The sequence below is a fragment of the Arcanobacterium pluranimalium genome (assembly GCF_016907845.1).
GTDB lineage: Bacteria > Actinomycetota > Actinomycetes > Actinomycetales > Actinomycetaceae > Arcanobacterium_A > Arcanobacterium_A pluranimalium.
Map to the genome: position 1 here is coordinate 1170132 of NZ_JAFBCS010000001.1, position 15781 is coordinate 1185912.

The 15781-nt window shown below is 50.6% G+C and carries 11 protein-coding genes; 6 read left to right on the forward strand and 5 right to left on the reverse strand.

Features of this window, described 5'->3' with window-relative positions; genetic code table 11:
- Positions 1-190 precede the first annotated feature (190 nt).
- From JOD55_RS05000 to brnQ, 3 genes are all read left to right on the forward strand, one after another.
- Positions 191-1513 (forward strand): hypothetical protein, encoded by a 1323-nt coding sequence (locus JOD55_RS05000; protein WP_204398971.1) that lies wholly within the window; start codon positions 191-193, stop codon positions 1511-1513.
- Positions 1514-1517: 4 nt separating this feature from the next.
- The gene (locus JOD55_RS09340; RefSeq protein WP_204398972.1) at positions 1518-3074 is read left to right on the forward strand and encodes a multicopper oxidase domain-containing protein; all 1557 of its coding nucleotides are present in this window, start codon (positions 1518-1520) and stop codon (positions 3072-3074) included.
- A gap of 409 nt (positions 3075-3483) precedes the next feature.
- Positions 3484-4821, forward strand: a complete 1338-nt coding sequence (brnQ, locus tag JOD55_RS05010) for a branched-chain amino acid transport system II carrier protein (RefSeq protein WP_204398973.1) — start codon at positions 3484-3486, stop codon at positions 4819-4821.
- Positions 4822-4902: 81 nt separating this feature from the next.
- On the opposite strand, the gene JOD55_RS05015 is transcribed toward brnQ, so the two are convergent.
- The 4 genes from JOD55_RS05015 to JOD55_RS05030 all read right to left on the reverse strand — a co-directional run bounded on the left by JOD55_RS05015 (position 4903) and on the right by JOD55_RS05030 (position 9943).
- Positions 4903-6345, reverse strand: coding sequence for an alpha-galactosidase (locus tag JOD55_RS05015; RefSeq protein ID WP_204398974.1), 1443 nt, complete (start codon positions 6343-6345; stop codon positions 4903-4905).
- Between the two features lie 377 nt (positions 6346-6722).
- Positions 6723-8087 carry an ABC transporter substrate-binding protein gene (locus tag JOD55_RS05020; protein WP_204398975.1) on the reverse strand — a complete coding sequence of 455 codons (1365 nt, stop codon included), beginning with the start codon at positions 8085-8087 and terminating at the stop codon, positions 6723-6725.
- A gap of 32 nt (positions 8088-8119) precedes the next feature.
- A complete protein-coding gene (locus JOD55_RS05025) occupies positions 8120-9001 on the reverse strand; it encodes a carbohydrate ABC transporter permease (RefSeq protein ID WP_204398976.1) in 882 nt (293 codons plus the stop codon).
- 3 nt (positions 9002-9004) lie between these two features.
- Positions 9005-9943, reverse strand: coding sequence for a carbohydrate ABC transporter permease (locus JOD55_RS05030; RefSeq protein WP_204398977.1), 939 nt, complete (start codon positions 9941-9943; stop codon positions 9005-9007).
- An 81-nt stretch (positions 9944-10024) separates the two neighbouring features.
- On the opposite strand from JOD55_RS05030, the gene JOD55_RS05035 reads away from it, so the two are divergent.
- On the forward strand, positions 10025-11191 hold the full coding sequence (locus JOD55_RS05035; protein WP_204398978.1) for an ROK family protein: 1167 nt from the start codon (positions 10025-10027) through the stop codon (positions 11189-11191).
- Between the two features lie 27 nt (positions 11192-11218).
- Positions 11219-12538: a family 16 glycosylhydrolase gene (locus JOD55_RS05040; RefSeq protein WP_204398979.1), complete on the forward strand. Its 1320-nt coding sequence runs from the start codon at positions 11219-11221 to the stop codon at positions 12536-12538.
- Here the strand turns inward: JOD55_RS05040 and JOD55_RS05045 are convergent.
- Positions 12515-12715: a hypothetical protein gene (locus JOD55_RS05045; protein ID WP_204398980.1), complete on the reverse strand. Its 201-nt coding sequence runs from the start codon at positions 12713-12715 to the stop codon at positions 12515-12517. The two genes, JOD55_RS05040 and JOD55_RS05045, sit on opposite strands and share 24 nt — an antisense overlap.
- 112 nt (positions 12716-12827) lie before the next feature.
- Between JOD55_RS05045 and JOD55_RS05050 the strand changes: the two genes are divergently transcribed.
- Positions 12828-15716 (forward strand): exo-alpha-sialidase, encoded by a 2889-nt coding sequence (locus tag JOD55_RS05050; RefSeq protein WP_204398981.1) that lies wholly within the window; start codon positions 12828-12830, stop codon positions 15714-15716.
- The last annotated feature ends 65 nt before the right edge of the window (positions 15717-15781 follow it).

Genomic DNA, 15781 nt, shown 5'->3' on the forward strand with positions numbered 1-15781 from the left:
AAAATGCGTATTGGATACTCAGCTGTTGTGTATCGGATGGACTCTTGGTTGGATGGAGTTATGTACTCCAATAAGACGCAGCCCAATGAGATAACCGTTGATAGCTTTCTGCAAACTCTCGATGTGAAACGGTGTGAGGAGTCTCGGTGGTTGAGTTTCATACGTCGTGTAGTTAAGGCTTTGGTTGCTTATGTCTAAACCTCGGATGCGCCGTTTGCGCGATTTTGTAGCGATATTTTGGATGCTTTGCGCAGTCGGTGTTGTGCTTGGTCGGTCGCTTTTTCCGGCTTACGATTGGCTTGCAATTCATGTGATTTTACTCGGTGCCGTGAGCCATTCAGTGCTGGTGTGGTCCGAGTATTTTGCCCACACACTGCTCAAATCTCCACCCACCGCTGTAGACAACCGATACCAAGACGTGCGTATTGTGATGTTTGTGCTTGGGGCACTGTGCATTTTTGTTGGTTATCCGGCAAAAATATGGCCGAGTGTGGTTGTTGGTGCCTCATTTGTAGCAGTTGCAGCGATCTGGCATATCATGCACATCGAAAGAAAAGTCCGGGCGGCTTTACCAGGGAGATTCTTGATCGTCGTGCGTTACTACGAGGTTTCTGGGCTGATGCTTCCGATAGGAGCGAGTTTTGGTGCGATACTTGCCTGGGGTGTGAATGATGAGTGGCGAGGTAGGCTACTCATCGCTCATATGGCCTGTAACGTATTGGGATGGGTAGGTTTGACGGTAATCGGCACTCTCGTCACTTTCTGGCCCACCGTTTTAAGAACGCGCATGCACGAGGCTGGTCCAAAATGGGCAAAACAGGCGCTCCTACCGCTATGCGCAGGGATCTTAGTGATCATTTCAGGTGCACTCAGTGGCTATCAGCTACTCTCAATGGGCGGATTGGCACTCTACCTAGCTGGCATGATCTGGTGGGGGCGCAGCCTCATATCTCCAATGCTTAGCAAAGGTATCCGTGAATATGCACCTGCCGCAGTAGGATTTGCTTCGCTGTGGGCACTCATCGCCCTTGCAATGATGGGGTGGGCGCTCGCGATCTCCTCTACCTGGGCTGACGTGACGCAGTATCTGCCCTTCGTAGGCATACTATTTGCCGCCGGATTTGGTATCCAAATTCTTATCGGAGCATTGAGTTACCTTGTGCCAAGTCTGATTGGGCGCGGTCCTAAAACTGTGCGAGCAGTGCAGAATAAAATGAATATGGCGGCAAGTTTCCGCTTTGTTACGCCAAATCTGGCCTTGGCATTGTGGATTTCTCCGATCGGTGAATCGGCGCGCTCAATGCTCATTATCTTGATAGTGCTGGTGTATCTCGCATTTATCCCGATTATGGTTTCGGCAATAGTTACTGGGGTGAAAGTGCGGCGTGCCGTGGGTGAGAACCAAGAGTTCTTCGTCGATCCTGATCCGGGGCGCAAGCGAAACTTACTTACAATGAGTGGAAGTATGAGCGGCAGAAATGTACCTGGTCAGAAAACTGAAGTAGGGGAGTAACACGGTGGAGCCGATAACTGAATCTCGCGATCAAGAACGCGATGGGCAAAGCCATGAGCAACGCAATGGTCAAGACAACGAACGACCCAGCGTCCGGCACGGTGGGCACGGCACAGTGAAATCAGTGTGGAACAATGCTGGCGCAATGTGGGCGGTTATTGCGGTGCTCGGTGCCGTAGTGCTGGGCATGGCCTTTAACAACGCGACTGGAGTTTCGTCGTCGTCATCCAATGGCGATACTGGAATCGCGAGTAACTCCGCCGTCGTTTCTACTGGTGAGACCACGAATGTTGAGGTCGAAGCCCGTGCGGATATGACTTTCTATCCCAGCCGCATTGACGTGCCCGCTGGTAACGAGCTCGTTATTACGTTAGTGAACAAAGATCCAGTATCGGGGCACGACCTAGTGATCGGTGAAGCCGCAACGCCGCGCGTACAGCCTGGGCAGTCGGCACAATTACACGCTGGTGTTATGCGTGAATCAACAGTTGGCCACTGCTCGGTTGCAGGGCATGAGCAGATGGGAATGAGGCTCGAGATTCACGTGAGTGGGGCGGCGTCGGAAAATACTGGAAATCACGGCACGCAACACTCGAGCGAAAACAGCCAAGCAGGGCAGCATATGATGCCAATGAGCATTGCGGACGTGCCCGGAGCAAAGCTTGGCCACAGCATTGATCCGATCTTGCAGCCGCTCGAACCGGCGGCCGGTCCGGTAACCAGACGAGTAACTCTGCGGGCACAGGAAGTGAGCCTTGAGGTCTCACCAGGTATTTACCAGCGCAGATGGACCTTTAATGGAGAGTCGGTCGCTCCAACATTGCACGGGCGCGTTGGGGATACTTTTGTGGTCACGCTTATTAATGAAGGCTCGATGGGGCATTCTATTGATTTCCACGCAGGGGCTGTGGCACCTGATGAGCCTATGCGCACGATCAAACCCGGCGAGTCGCTTGAATACGTTTTCAAAGCTGATCGTGCTGGTATTTGGATGTATCACTGCTCGACGATGCCGATGTCTGCACATATTGCCGCAGGTATGCATGGTGCAGTGGTGATCGAGCCGCGGGATTTAGAGCCGGTGGATGCTTCATACGTGCTGGTGCAATCAGAGATTTATCTTGCCAATGCAGCGCACGATGCCGAGACGGCGAAAGAGCTCGATGCGCGCAAGATTTTTGCTGGTACCCCTGATCGCGTGGTGTTTAATGGGATTTCGGATCAATATCTGCAAAATCCTCTTCGAGTTAAGACTAACCAACGAGTGCGGTTCTGGGTACTCAATGCCGGACCAGATCAAGATTTTGCTTTCCACGTGGTGGGAGGCCAATTTGATACCACATGGACTGAGGGTGCTTATTTGATCCATCACGGTGTGGCCAGTAGCGCGGGCTCGGCGCCGGTTTTGCACGACGTCGGTGCCCAAGTTTTGCCCTTGCAACCGGCTCAGGGTGGCTTTGTGGAACTCTCCTTTGCACAAGCTGGGCATTATAAGGCGGTTAATCATGTGATGTCGCTGGCAGAACGCGGTGCGCGAGCAATCATCGAAGTGCAGGATTAGCATCGTCTGCATGCAAGATTAGCGTCGACTGTGTTTAGCACGAGCACTGCTTAAGTGTAGGATCAGCGTTTTGGTATGCGATCTTAACACTACGCTTCGTGCTCACGACGCTTCGTGCTCACGCCGCTTAGGCGCTGGCGAGGCTTTGGCGCTGGCGAGGTTCAGCCACGGATTTTGCGCATCTACACGGCAGCCTCGCTTGTGTTTCCTACCACAGGTTTTGAGTAAGTTGCCTGAAGCAGGCCTGGTTTTCGCTCATAACATGCGTATTTGCGCTGAAGTAGAGCCATGTGGCTATCTCACAATATGTGAACCCGCTTGTTCGAATCTGGTCTTGTGTTATAAATGATCACGGTTTGCATCACTGCTCATACGCCAGATAATGGATGAGCCTTGTTAAAGGGATCTTATGAAAACGAAATTGAATGCTGGAGAACTCGCACTGGTTTCCAGCACGCTGTTCGGCTTGTTTTTCGGAGCTGGCAATCTCATTTTCCCAGTTCATTTGGGGCAACTTGCTGGCGCTAATGTGGCTTGGGCGCTGCTCGGCTTCATTGTGAGTGCCGTCGGTTTGCCGATTCTTGGCGTGGTAGTGATCGGAGCTACTCATTCGAGTGGCCTGCAAGAGCTTTCTTCGCGTATCGATCCGCGTTATGCAAAGATATTCACTGCGCTGTTGTATTTGACGATTGGTCCTTTTTTCGCAATTCCGCGCACTGCTACTACGTCTTTTACAATCGGCGTTGAACCCTTAGTGAATGATGCTTCAAATAAGAATCTGGCTTTGTTGCTCTTTACTGCCGTTTTCTTTGCGGCGGCTCTGTTCTTCTCACTGCGTCCATCAGGGATAATGACGTGGATCGGTAAGATCCTCAATCCGATTTTCCTCGTTTTCCTCGCGATACTCGTCGTCGCGGCACTATGGAACCCAACGACGTCGGTGGCGAACGTAACCCCGGACGTAACGTATCAATCCGGCGTCTTCTTCAAAGGCCTGCTCGACGGTTACAACACGATGGACGGAATTGCTTCCTTGGCTTTCGGCATCGTCATTATCAACGTGATTACGTCGGCTGGAATCACTCATGACCGTGCGATTGCCAAGTCCACCTTGAAAGCTGGAATTTTTGCCGGACTGCTGATGGCGTTTATCTATGTGCTCATTACTATTGTGGGTGTGCAAAGTAGGGGACTTTTCGAAACTTCGGAAAATGGTGGGATTGCTCTTGCACAAATTTCGAATCACTACCTCGGCAATGCGGGCGCGCTGGTACTGGCGCTGACGATCACTTTTGCATGTTTCAAGACGGCGATCGGGCTAGTCACCGCTTGTGGCCAGGCTTTTGAACCGCTGCTCAAGGGTAAGATTAGCTATAACACCTTGGTGATTGTTTTTTCTGTGTTCTCATTCTTGATGGCAAATGTTGGGCTCACTGCGCTTATCGCCTATGCAATTCCCATGTTGATGCTGCTTTATCCATTAGCGATCTCGTTGATCCTCTTGGCATTTGTAGACGTTTACGCTTCGGTGCCACGTATGGTGTATGTGAGCGTGACTATTGGTGCAGCGTTCGGTGCATTTTTCGACTTCGTTAAGACTCTCCCGTGGGGGATTGACGTGAGCTGGGCTGGCCGTTTCTTGCCGATGTTCGATCTTGGTTTGGGCTGGGTTGTTCCAGCTGCTATTGGTGCCGTGGTCGGTGCAGCATTGTTCGCACTGAGTGGTTCAAAGCGCGTGCATGCGTAATGTACACATATTGTTCGAGAGAGCTAGCGATTTAAAAGCGAGCTAGCTCCCTCGAACATTTAATCAGCTAATTTAACCAGTTTATTTAACGAGAATGCGATCTGAAATTCGGCCATCTGGATAGATCCACGGTTCGAAATCAACGTTTCTGCCAGCTATGGTGAACACATAGCGGCTAAGGTGTTCAATCTCGGGTCGATTGTTAGTTTGCGAAAATTCCTCGCACAGTGAGCGAATTTCAGTGCGTTGCTCATCAGTGAGCCATTGAGCTGGATCGGAACAACCGAGTACGCCACAAACGCGCGCTAGATCGTGTGTGATGTGGTTGACTTCAGGAGAAAGTAACGATCCATGCGTGCGGGCGAAAACGACGTCGGGATCAATATGGGCAACGCCGTGTAGCCAGTAGCGTGCCATCACATTGCGTAAGGCATTGCGGACGGCGGGACCAGTCGGATCTCGAAAACGATCAGTATTGTCCCAGTAAGGGGCGGTATCAGGGCCAATACGCATACCATCAACGAGTCCAAGTGACGGTGCGATCACGGCACCCGAAGCCATAATGTAGCAATCGTCGAGTTCTTCGCGCACAATGTCAAGACCAGTACGGTAGGCCATTTCTCGGTCGATATTGTCCAAGCGTGTACCCTCAATTGCTGCGGCATTAAGGAAATCGAGCTTGAAATAGGAGTAACCCCAGCTCCGTACTTTGCGAAGAAGTTGGCGAAGCCATTCTTGCGCGCCTGGATGTGTACAGTCTAGACCGTAATAGTACTGCCCCCAGTTGTACCCGGCTGGTTTGAGGGCGCCGTCGTCGTCATGAACAAAATATTCGGGATGCTGGGCAACAAGTGGCGTATCTTCCATGGCTATGAAAGGCGCGATCCACAGGCCTGGGATCAGATCTTGGTCAGATATTTCTGAGGCAATTTCGGACATACCGCCAGGGAAGTCTTGGTTAGCTTCCCAATCGCCCACTGCACGTTCCCAGCCGTCGTCAATCTGAAGGATTGTGTAGCCAAGCTCAGCTGCTGGTTTAATCTCTTGCTGGATATGCTCGGCGGTGATTTCTTCGAACCAGGAATACCAAGATGACCACACTGCGCCGAAGTATTCTTCGGGTAGGTTGTGTTGTGGAAATAGCGTTCTAAGCTCGTGGGTGTAGGCAGAAAGGCACTCATTTTCAGTGCCGATTGCGAGGAACCAGTTCAATTCGAGATCTGGGTTGCAATCGAGTGAAGTAGCACGAATTGCGCCTTCTTCAAAACGAATGAGGGCAGTAGTAGGGCTGAGGCAGCCAATCAGAAGTGAAGTTCTTTCATCGAGCTTGAGGCAACTCATCATATAGGACTGGTGGATTGTCTGAGAATCTGTGCTCGCATCTTCAGCGGTGAGGGTGCGGCTTGGATTGTTCCATACGCGCCACGGATCGCGGTCAAGCCACCACCATGAGGAAGCAGACCACGAGGTCCAGCCATTTCGCAGGTATTGAGTCTGGGTTGGGAGAGAGTGCGTGATTGCCACGCAAGGAGAGCAGAAATGTGCTGTGCGAGTGGGGGAGTCACTGCTGATCACAACGGTATTGCTGGCAGCACGTGGCACGCTTGGAGTGAGTGCAACCTGCTGCGTGCTTGTAGGGGGATCCTCAGGGGCATCGCTTGTTGAATACTTCTCAAGCAGTTGCCAAGTATTGTCGACGTGTTCTAAAGAGAGCTGCATTTTTCCTCGTTGATGGGCTAGTGATGAGCAGAAAGTTGGTGATATAGGCGTGATTGGCGAATATTTCTCTGCGCCGTTGCCAATATTATGTGCTGTGAATAATGCTTGGTTTGCTTTGGTTGGGGCGGTGGCCGTGGAAGCCACACCGCCCCAACCAAAGCTGTAATCTATTTCTTTAGCGATTACTTGGCGCCAAGAATCTCGTTGATCTTAGTGTTTAGTGCCGGCAGTGCTTCATGTGGAGACACTTCGCCGCGTTCGATTTTCTCAATCACAATTTGTGCTTCGGAGTTGATTTCTTCTGCTTTGAAGGTGATTGGATAGTAGGCGAGTGACTTAGGATCCTTGGCGATTTCGGTGAATGCCGAAACATCAATACCCTTCTCCTTGTGTGTTTGAGCAGCTACTTCAGACTGTGCCTTGATTGATGGGAACACAACTGCTTCTTTCGCAACGAGTGACTGGCACTCTTCGGAGGTGAGGAACTTGACCCACTTCCAAGCTGCGTCTGGATTCTTGGATCCCTTGGTGATCGATGGCGCCAGACCGTTGATGATTGTCTTGCGTCCCTCTGGTCCCTTTGGAAGCGGAGCGAATCCAAATTTCTGTGTCTTGGAGTTTGCCCAAGTGTTGATACGCCATGAACCATCCGGAACAATAGCCGCGTGGTTCTGTTCCATCATAGGCTCCAAGCCGAGGTTTCCGGCCCGTTCAATTGGGGTGACGTATCCAGCCTTGATCTGCTCTTGCCACCAAGTGAGAGCTTCAGCGAGCTTTGGATTGTCGAGCAAGTACTTGGTGCCGAATGGGTTCTTGTCGGTGTAGGTAAATCCGTTCGACATTGCTAGCCACGACCACTGGCCTTGTCCGACGACGCCGCCGCCAGATTCGAGTCCCCACCCGTAAGTTTTCACATTGTTCTTGTCGAATCCTGGCTCGTCGCCGCGCTTACCATTCTTGTCGACTGTGAGGTGAGCGATGAGCTTGCCGAAGGATCCGCCGTCGCGCGGATTCCAGTCCAGATCCTTGAGAGATTCAGGTGTGAGACCGGCGTCGGTAACATCCTTGGCGTTGTAGACGAGTGCGATGGTGTCCCAGTCTTGTGGAATGCCAAATCGCTTGCCTTCGAACTCCCACAGTGAAGTGAGCTCACCGGTGTATTGGGAGAAGTCTACCTTGTCTTTCTCAAGGTACTTATTGAGGTCAAGTAGCACACCCTTGGAAGCAAGCTCTGGATAATGTGCCACGTGGTTGGTGATAACGTCTGGAGCAGTGCCCGAATTGAGCGATACCGTGAGGTTCTTCCAGTAATCATCCCAGCCAGACTGTTCAATCTTGACGCTAACACCCGATTTCTCAGTGAACTTAGCGGCGCATTTTTCGTAGGCAGGCTTTTGGTTCGGATCCCACAGGGCGTAGGTGATTGACTTACCGTCGCCTCCTTCTGATCCCTTATTTTTGACTTCATCTGGGGCACACGCAGACATTCCTGCGACGACGAGTGCGCAGGTTGCTGCCGACGCCGCGAATTTCAGATTTCTTTTCATGTTTAACTCTCCTTTGAGCGTTAAGTGTTTTATTACTTGGCTGAAGTGAGACCGATAGATCCGACTAACTTCTTTCCAAAAATGAGGATGACTAGCAGCATCGGAAGCATCTGCAAGGTTGCAGCTGCCATAAGACCTGCCCAGTCCGGTTTTGTAGAGGGAGACGCCTGCTGGAAAGCGGCGAGTGCCACATTGAGGAGTCGAACGGTGTGTTCTTTTCCAACAAGCTGTGGCCACAGATATTCGTTCCATGCAAATACTGCTTGGATAATGGCGATGGTTGTGATCGGAGTGGCGCTCATGGGTACCACAATTTTGCGGAAAGTATACCAATAACCTGCGCCGTCAAGCTTTGCTGCTTCTTCTACTTCGCGTGGAATCGAGAGGAAGAATTGCCGCAGGAAGAAGATTGCGAACGGACTCACAAAGAAGTAGGGAGCGAGCAAACCTGTAAACGTATTGAGCAAACCAGCGTTCTTAATCAATACAAAGTTTGGCAAGACGATGAAAATTGGGGGAATCATCATGCCAGTGAGCAAGATTGCGAACAGTGCTTCGCGACCTGGAAAACGAAGGCGAGCAAAAGCGTAGCCTGCCATGCTTGACGTAATAACTTGGCCGATCACGAGCAACGCAGTGAAAATAATCGAGTTGCGCAGATAAAGCCAGAAGTACATCTGTGCACCCGAACCACCCGCAGCGAGATCTTCTTCGATGCTCACGAGACCTAAAACTCGTTTGAAGTTTATCCATGTGGCATCAGGGGGAATCAGAGAATAGTCGCCACTGAAAATTTGTGAATTTGGGGTTAGTGCAGTTCGTATCGTCCACACAAACGGAATGATCGTAATGAGGATGATAAAGACGAGCGTGCACCAGCCTAGGACGCGATTTAGTCGTAATTTCTTTCTCATGATTTAATCCAAGTCTGTTTCCGCTGCTCGAGTCAGGCGTAGCTGTAGAAGAGTCATAAACAAAATGATGATCAGGAGCACTACAGCCATAGCCGCTGCGTATCCCATCTGACCTTGCTGGAATGCCTTTTCATAGATGTAGAAGTAGATCACGCGGGTGCTTCCAACCGGACCACCTTTTGTTGCCACTGCAACGGTGTCGAAGATTTGGAAGGAACCGATCATCGACACGATTACGACCATCACTAATACTGGGCGTAGTAGTGGCAAGGTGATCGATCGCATTGTTCGCCACGCCGAAGCTCCATCCATCTCCGCCGCTTCATACACCATTTTTGGAATGGTTTGCATGCCAGCAAATATCAGCAAAGCTGTGTATCCCATGTTTCGCCAGCTGTTTACTAATGCCACGGTGTAGATTGCAAGATCGGGGTTTCCGTAGAAGCTGATCGGCCCGACGCCTAGGTAGGACAGTGCATGGTTGAGTAAGCCAACGTTGGGGTCGAGTATGAATAGGGTGATGACGGCGATCGTGACGTTTGGTACCAGCCACGGCACGAGGAGGAGTGATCTCACCACGGTTGACTGCGAGATACGTTGCATGAGCACGGCAATACCGAGACCAGCAATTGTTTGGGTGGTGATATTAACCATCACATAGATTGCGGTAGTGCCGAGTGCTGATAGGAACGTGCGATCGGTCATCAGGGTGCGGTAATTGTTAAAGCCAACCCACTGAGGGTCAGTAAGCAGATCCCAGTTTGTGAAACTGATCTGTATTCCCCGAAGCATGGGAATGAAATAAAAGACGATAAATCCGATGATCGCTGGTGCTATGAACCCCATCGCCACGATTTTTTCGCGTCTTTGCGAGGCTGAGGGGTTGCTTTTCGGCGTATTTTTGGCCGAGCCTTCGGATAGAATCGTAGGAGTTGTTTTCATGTTTTTCCTAACGGTCTTGCAACAAGTACATTATTACGCTACTTTCTTTATTAAGTCAATTAGTGATGGGAGAGTCCTCAGATGGTCGAAGTGCATCGCCGGATCCAACGCCGCACAAATATGCTCACGGTACTCAAGGGTTCCTTAAATGGCGCTCAAACGGTATCTGAGCTTTCAAAACTTAGTGGTGTGACTCGCCCTGCTGCTGAATCAATCATTGCTGATTTAATTTCCTTGGGGTGGTTGCAAGAAACTCACGCTCCAAGCGGGGAGAGCACCTTAGGTCGTCCAGCTGCCCGCTATAAAATTGCCGACGCTGTAGGATATGTACTAGCCATTGATTTTGGAGCGCACCACATCGGCGTCGTACTCGCAACTATCTCGGGAGAAATCCTTGCGGAAGAAACCGTGCCCATGGACGAAAATGCCGAGGCAAGGCAGCGGCTCGATGCGGCCTTCGGAGTAATTGAAAAAATACGCACGCAACATGCTGGCGAGATTTTGATATGTTCCGTCGCAACACCAGGCGTTGTATGTGACGGTAAAGTGATCTACTTTGGCGGTCGAGGTATGCCGGGGTGGAAGGATCTTGATATCGCGTATGAGCTCGGTTCGGTACTACAAACGCGAGTAGTTGTTTCTGGAGATTGTGCGCTCGGCGCATTAGGAGAATCCTGGCGTGGCGCAGCTGCGGGATATCGCGACGTCATCTATATTCTTGCTGGTATTCGTACCGGTGCTGCATCGGTAATTGATGGCCGGGTGCGCGGAGGCTTACAAGGAAGTGCAGGGCTCGTAGGGGAACTGCCGCAATTACGCTGGCGTGAGCTTGAAAACGAGACATTTGCCAGCAATGTTTATGGCGAGCAGCAGCCACCCCGCCTTGAGATTTTTGAGAGTGCGCGAGGTGAAGATACCCAGGCTGTGCAAGCGATTGAAGAGTATGCGCATGTGCTTTCCTTGGGGATCGCAGCGATGGTGCTCACGTTGGCTCCTGAATGCGTGGTTGTGGGAGGTCGGTTTAGCAAACACGCAGATTTGTTCATTGACTTGGTACAGAAAAACCTCAACGACGTGGTTCCGTTCCCACCGAAAGTTGTGGCTTCAAATTTGGACGGAACAGAAATTATCCTTGGTGCACTGCGGTTTGGACTTGATGAAATCAGCGATTCGATCAACCACTTCGCGCTCGAAACCGACTATTTTCCTTCTCCAAACCGAGAATCGCTTTGGGGAGTCATGAAATAAATTTCCCGCGAAAGGAAGTAAGAGGTCATGAAAAAACGCAAGGTCGCGTTAGGAGTCTTGGCTCTAACATCACTCATAACGGCGCCGCTGATGGCATTAGACGCAGAAGATGCGTCTGCGTCGGCAAACGGTGTCGACCTCATCGGTCCATTACCGCCACAAACGTCGGAGCTTGTGGATCCACAAACGCCAGCGAAAGACGGCTACGTTATCACTGCCTCGGAAGAGTTTAATTCGAGCAGTTTCAATTCAAAACTGTTTTCTGATGTTTACCTGCCACATTGGTCTACCTCGGCGGGAACGAAAGCGCGTTACGAGTTAAATAATGGCGTGCTCAAACTTAAAATTGACCAAGACCAGCAGCCGTGGGACCCGAAATTTGATGGAAGTACTCGTATTTCTTCGATTCAGACTTTCAATAAGAACTATATTCATCGCTGGACTTCATATCCTGATGTTGCTCAGAACGTCACGCCGTTTCGCGGACATCTGCAAAAATACGGCTATTTTGAGGTGAAAGCCAAAGCTGCGCCAGGCGGTGGCGTACACTCTGCGTGGTGGATGATCGGTGCGAATCAAGATGTTGGTGTTGGCGTCAACAAAGATGCGCGTGAATCTGGTGAAATTGATATTTTCGAGATTCTGGGTCGGAAAGGGGCAAAAGAAGCGCTGTTCAGCATTCACACCTGGGGTGATTGGTTCAAACTTTGGCCGTGGAGAACGAATTTTAGCGATGGTTCGGACTATTCACAGGCGTGGCATGTGTATGGTTTTGACTGGACACCGTCGGGCATGGATCTGTATGTGGACGGTGTGAAAGTGCACCACAGCAATCAATCACCGAGTTATCCGATGATGACCTTGCTTGGTGTGTATGAAAAGCAGGAGGAGAATTCTTGGACGGGGCCTTTCGATAAGGATGTGCCTTACCCAAAGACTTTCGAAATCGACTATTTCCGCGCATATCAGAAGGCTCCGACGCTTCCGTATTCCATCGAAATTAACGACGGATACCTGCGTGGAACTGCGGTTTCGGAAGGTGGTACTACTCGTTGGTTGGGTGGAGTTGGCAATGATGCGACACTCAATCAAGTGTATGTGCCAGCTGATGGAGTGTATGAACTCTCGCTCGAATATCGCAGTGGGGAACCGCGTTCGGTGACCGTTCATGTGAACGACGATCAAAAGATTGTGCTGAGTAAGTTGAGTACAGGAAGTTTTGGCGGTGAATTTGCCACCGAGAAATTTAGAGTGCCGATGAATCGAGGATGGAATACGGTTCGTTTTTCTAACGACGCCGGTCTGGCACCTGATCTTGGCGCGCTAACGGTTCAGGTAGCGCGTTAAGGATAATTGTTGGGCGGGTTGCGTTTTGGTACCGACGACGGCGGTGCGGGTGCCGTCGTCGTCGGAAACGTGCGCGAATGTGATATGATGCATAGTCGCTTCGTGGGGAACGAAATAGTAATACTGCAGCAAGAAATCGGTGTATTTTCGGATCAAATGTGCCCTATTTTTGTGCACGTGACATGGTAGAGCCAAAACTAAATCAGACTAATTTTCAAAACTAGTCTGATGTCTGACAATTTTTTGCTATCCTTGTGATTAAGAATTTTGCAAAGCCAAAGGGGGAAATATGCAAATTCTTCGCCACTTCAAGGAAGAAGGGTCTTTTATGAAAGACAAAAATATCTCAATTCGCACTCGCCGCATGCAGCGAGGAGGGGCATTCGTTACTGCGATTATGCTTGCGATGGCTCCTGCTTTGACCGCACACGGCGAGGAAAAGGCTCCGAGCGAGGCACAGCCTGCGGTGACCCGCACTGACGCTGTGCCTACCAAGGCGACTCTTGCCGAGCAGCAGTACTTGCGAGTTGAACTCACGCGCACTGATAAATTGGGTGACAAGGTGTTCGTGGATGACGTTTTGACGTTCCGTGTTCGCTATACGAATTTGTCTGCACAGAAACTTACTGCATTTCCAGCAGAAACCAATCTAAGCAATGTGCGAGTGGGTGATGCAAAGAATTGTCGTTGGAGTGACCTCGCCGCAGGTGATACGAAAGAATGTAACTTTGCACAACATCGCGTAACTACTGAAGATCTAAACCAAGGATCCTTCTCGGCATATACCGTTTGGAAAGCTACCAAAGATCGGGAGGGAACTCAGGTTCTTCAAGGCGATATTCGGGTAGAGGCGCCGTCGGTTAAAGTGGTGTCTGGAGAGCGGCCGGTAGCGCCAGATCCAGCGACTATTCCGACTGATCGTAAAGAGGGCGAGCCGGTAGTTTTGGGTACGCACGGTTCGGCAAAATTCGACTGCCACAGAATCCCGGCAATTACGACGGCACCAAATGGCTGGCTTTTGGCAGCGTGGGATGGACGTCCAGGTAGCTGCAATGACTCCCCACAAGCAAACTCAATTATCCAACGTATTTCTAAAGATGGTGGAAAATCTTGGGAGCCAATTAAGGTAATTGCTGCTGGTCAGCCAACTGGTAGCATTCATGGATATTCTGACCCATCGTATGTTGTGGATCAAGAAACCAAGACCATTCATATGTTCTTCGTGAAGAGTTTCGACAATGGATTTGGAGCATCACAGCCGGGCGTTGAAGAGTCAAATCGGAAAGCTTTACATGCTGCCACGATGTCGTCTACTGATAACGGCGTTACGTGGACGACTCCGCGCGTCATTACTAAAGACATTACGAAAGATTTGGGTATTGCGAGTCGATTTGCTGCATCTGGTCAAGGTATCCAGCTCAAATATGGCCCCCATAAAGGGCGTCTCATGCAGCAGTACACGGTTCGTAAGAACGGACGCAACCAAGCTGTCTCGGTTTTCTCAGATGATCATGGTGTGACCTGGCAAAGTGGCGAACCATTCGGAATCGATATGGACGAAAACAAGGTAGTGGAGCTTTCCGATGGTTCGGTGATGCTCAACTCGCGTTCCTCGGATAATTTCACTAAGGCGCGCAAGATTGGTATTTCGCATGATGGAGGCCACACTTACACCGATTTCCATGTCGATCAGACGCTCATCGACCCGAACAATAATGGTGCAATTATCCGTGCGTATCCGGATGCTCCAATGGGATCTGCACAAGCGAAGATTCTGCTGTTCACCAATGCCGCGTCAAAGACGGCACGTGAAAAAGGCACAGTGCGAATCAGTTACGACGATGGCAAGACGTGGTCCCAATCCAAACAGTTCGAACCAAACAAAATAGATTACTCCACCATTACTCCACTGTCGACGCCAGGTACCTATGGTTTGCTATTCGAAGCTCGCGATGGCGGAGCTGGTGGTCAAGGTTACCAGATCAAGTACACCCAGATTTCACTCGACTGGATTGGTGGTCTGCCAGTATTAGCTGAGGCAAAACCAGCAGTCCTGCACCGCGGTGCTGCGCAGATTACTGTGAAAGTGACCAATCTTGGCGCAGCTGTGCAGGGTGCACAAATCCTGCCAACCCTTCCTGATGGATGGTTGCTTCCGAACCCAGTCTCAGTTAATCTCGCAGCTGGACAAAGCAAGGACGTTGTGGTACCAGTTACCGTGTCTAACTCGGCTAATCCAGGCAAGATACAGATTCCTTTCGTGGTGAAATCTGGTGCTCGTGAATCGAAATTCAGTGCTGACGTAGAAGTGCGTCTCTATACTGGTGAAAAGGGTATCGATTCGGTTCCAGTCAAGCTAGTTAAGGATCTTCCTGCAGAAACAGTCAAAGAAAATGGTGCTTTGACCAATATCCTCGATGGAAAGCTCGACACCATTTGGCATTCGCCTTGGAGCCAGACTATGAAATTCCCACTCGATATTGACTTCACAATCGACAAGAGCCCATCCGAAGTGCGCTCAGTGCAGTTCATTAACCGCCAAGATTCTTCCAATGGGCGGATTGCGAAGTACGAATTGTACGTCGGTACCAGCGATAAAGATCTAATCTTGGTACATTCTGGGGAAGCCGGCGATAACGGTAATCCAGTCGATATTCCAGTGGACATTGCTGGCGCATTAGCCAAGCAATCTGCAGCCTCCAACTCCGCAACTCCATCCAAGCCAATGACCATGCGACTTGGTGCTGGAGCTGGCAAGTCATTCGGTAGCGCACGGGTTATGCGAGTGATGGAACTTCCTACTCTCACGCCAGATGCATTAAATTCCAAGCAAACCTATGTTCGCTTGCGAATCATTTCCACTTATGGTCCCAAACCGACCACTCTCGCATCGCTTTCAGTTTTGAAAGCATTCGCAGACGTATACGGAACTGATCAACGCCTAGAAACAGCAGATCTAGCGTCGACGGCATTGGCAGCGACAGCTACCGCAGTGCCACCGACTCCGGTGCTTCAAATGGACTCAAAGGCGCCCGTTAAGATGGGGACGGCGCCCCAAGGATCCACACTCGCACATACCGGATCTGATCTGATTGCCCCTGTTTCGTACGTTGTATTGTTCCTCTGTGTAGGTGTAGCAACTATCTTTGTCAGCAAATGGAAGGGGAAGCAGAGATAGAAGCGAGACCATCTAACGAAAGTTAGTAAACCAGTGTGGGGTGGTTGGAATGCGCGAGCATTCCA

Excerpts from the sequence above, each read along its gene's own strand:
- JOD55_RS05025 (WP_204398976.1), bottom strand. The coding sequence starts at position 9,001 with ATGAGAAAGAAATTACGACTAAATCGCGTCCTAGGCTGGTGCACGCTC.
- JOD55_RS05000 (WP_204398971.1), top strand. The coding sequence starts at position 191 with ATGTCTAAACCTCGGATGCGCCGTTTGCGCGATTTTGTAGCGATATTT.
- JOD55_RS05050 (WP_204398981.1), top strand. The coding sequence starts at position 12,828 with ATGCAAATTCTTCGCCACTTCAAGGAAGAAGGGTCTTTTATGAAAGAC.
- brnQ (WP_204398973.1), top strand. The coding sequence starts at position 3,484 with ATGAAAACGAAATTGAATGCTGGAGAACTCGCACTGGTTTCCAGCACG.
- JOD55_RS05040 (WP_204398979.1), top strand. The coding sequence starts at position 11,219 with ATGAAAAAACGCAAGGTCGCGTTAGGAGTCTTGGCTCTAACATCACTC.
- JOD55_RS05030 (WP_204398977.1), bottom strand. The coding sequence starts at position 9,943 with ATGAAAACAACTCCTACGATTCTATCCGAAGGCTCGGCCAAAAATACG.
- JOD55_RS05020 (WP_204398975.1), bottom strand. The coding sequence starts at position 8,087 with ATGAAAAGAAATCTGAAATTCGCGGCGTCGGCAGCAACCTGCGCACTC.
- JOD55_RS05035 (WP_204398978.1), top strand. The coding sequence starts at position 10,025 with ATGGTCGAAGTGCATCGCCGGATCCAACGCCGCACAAATATGCTCACG.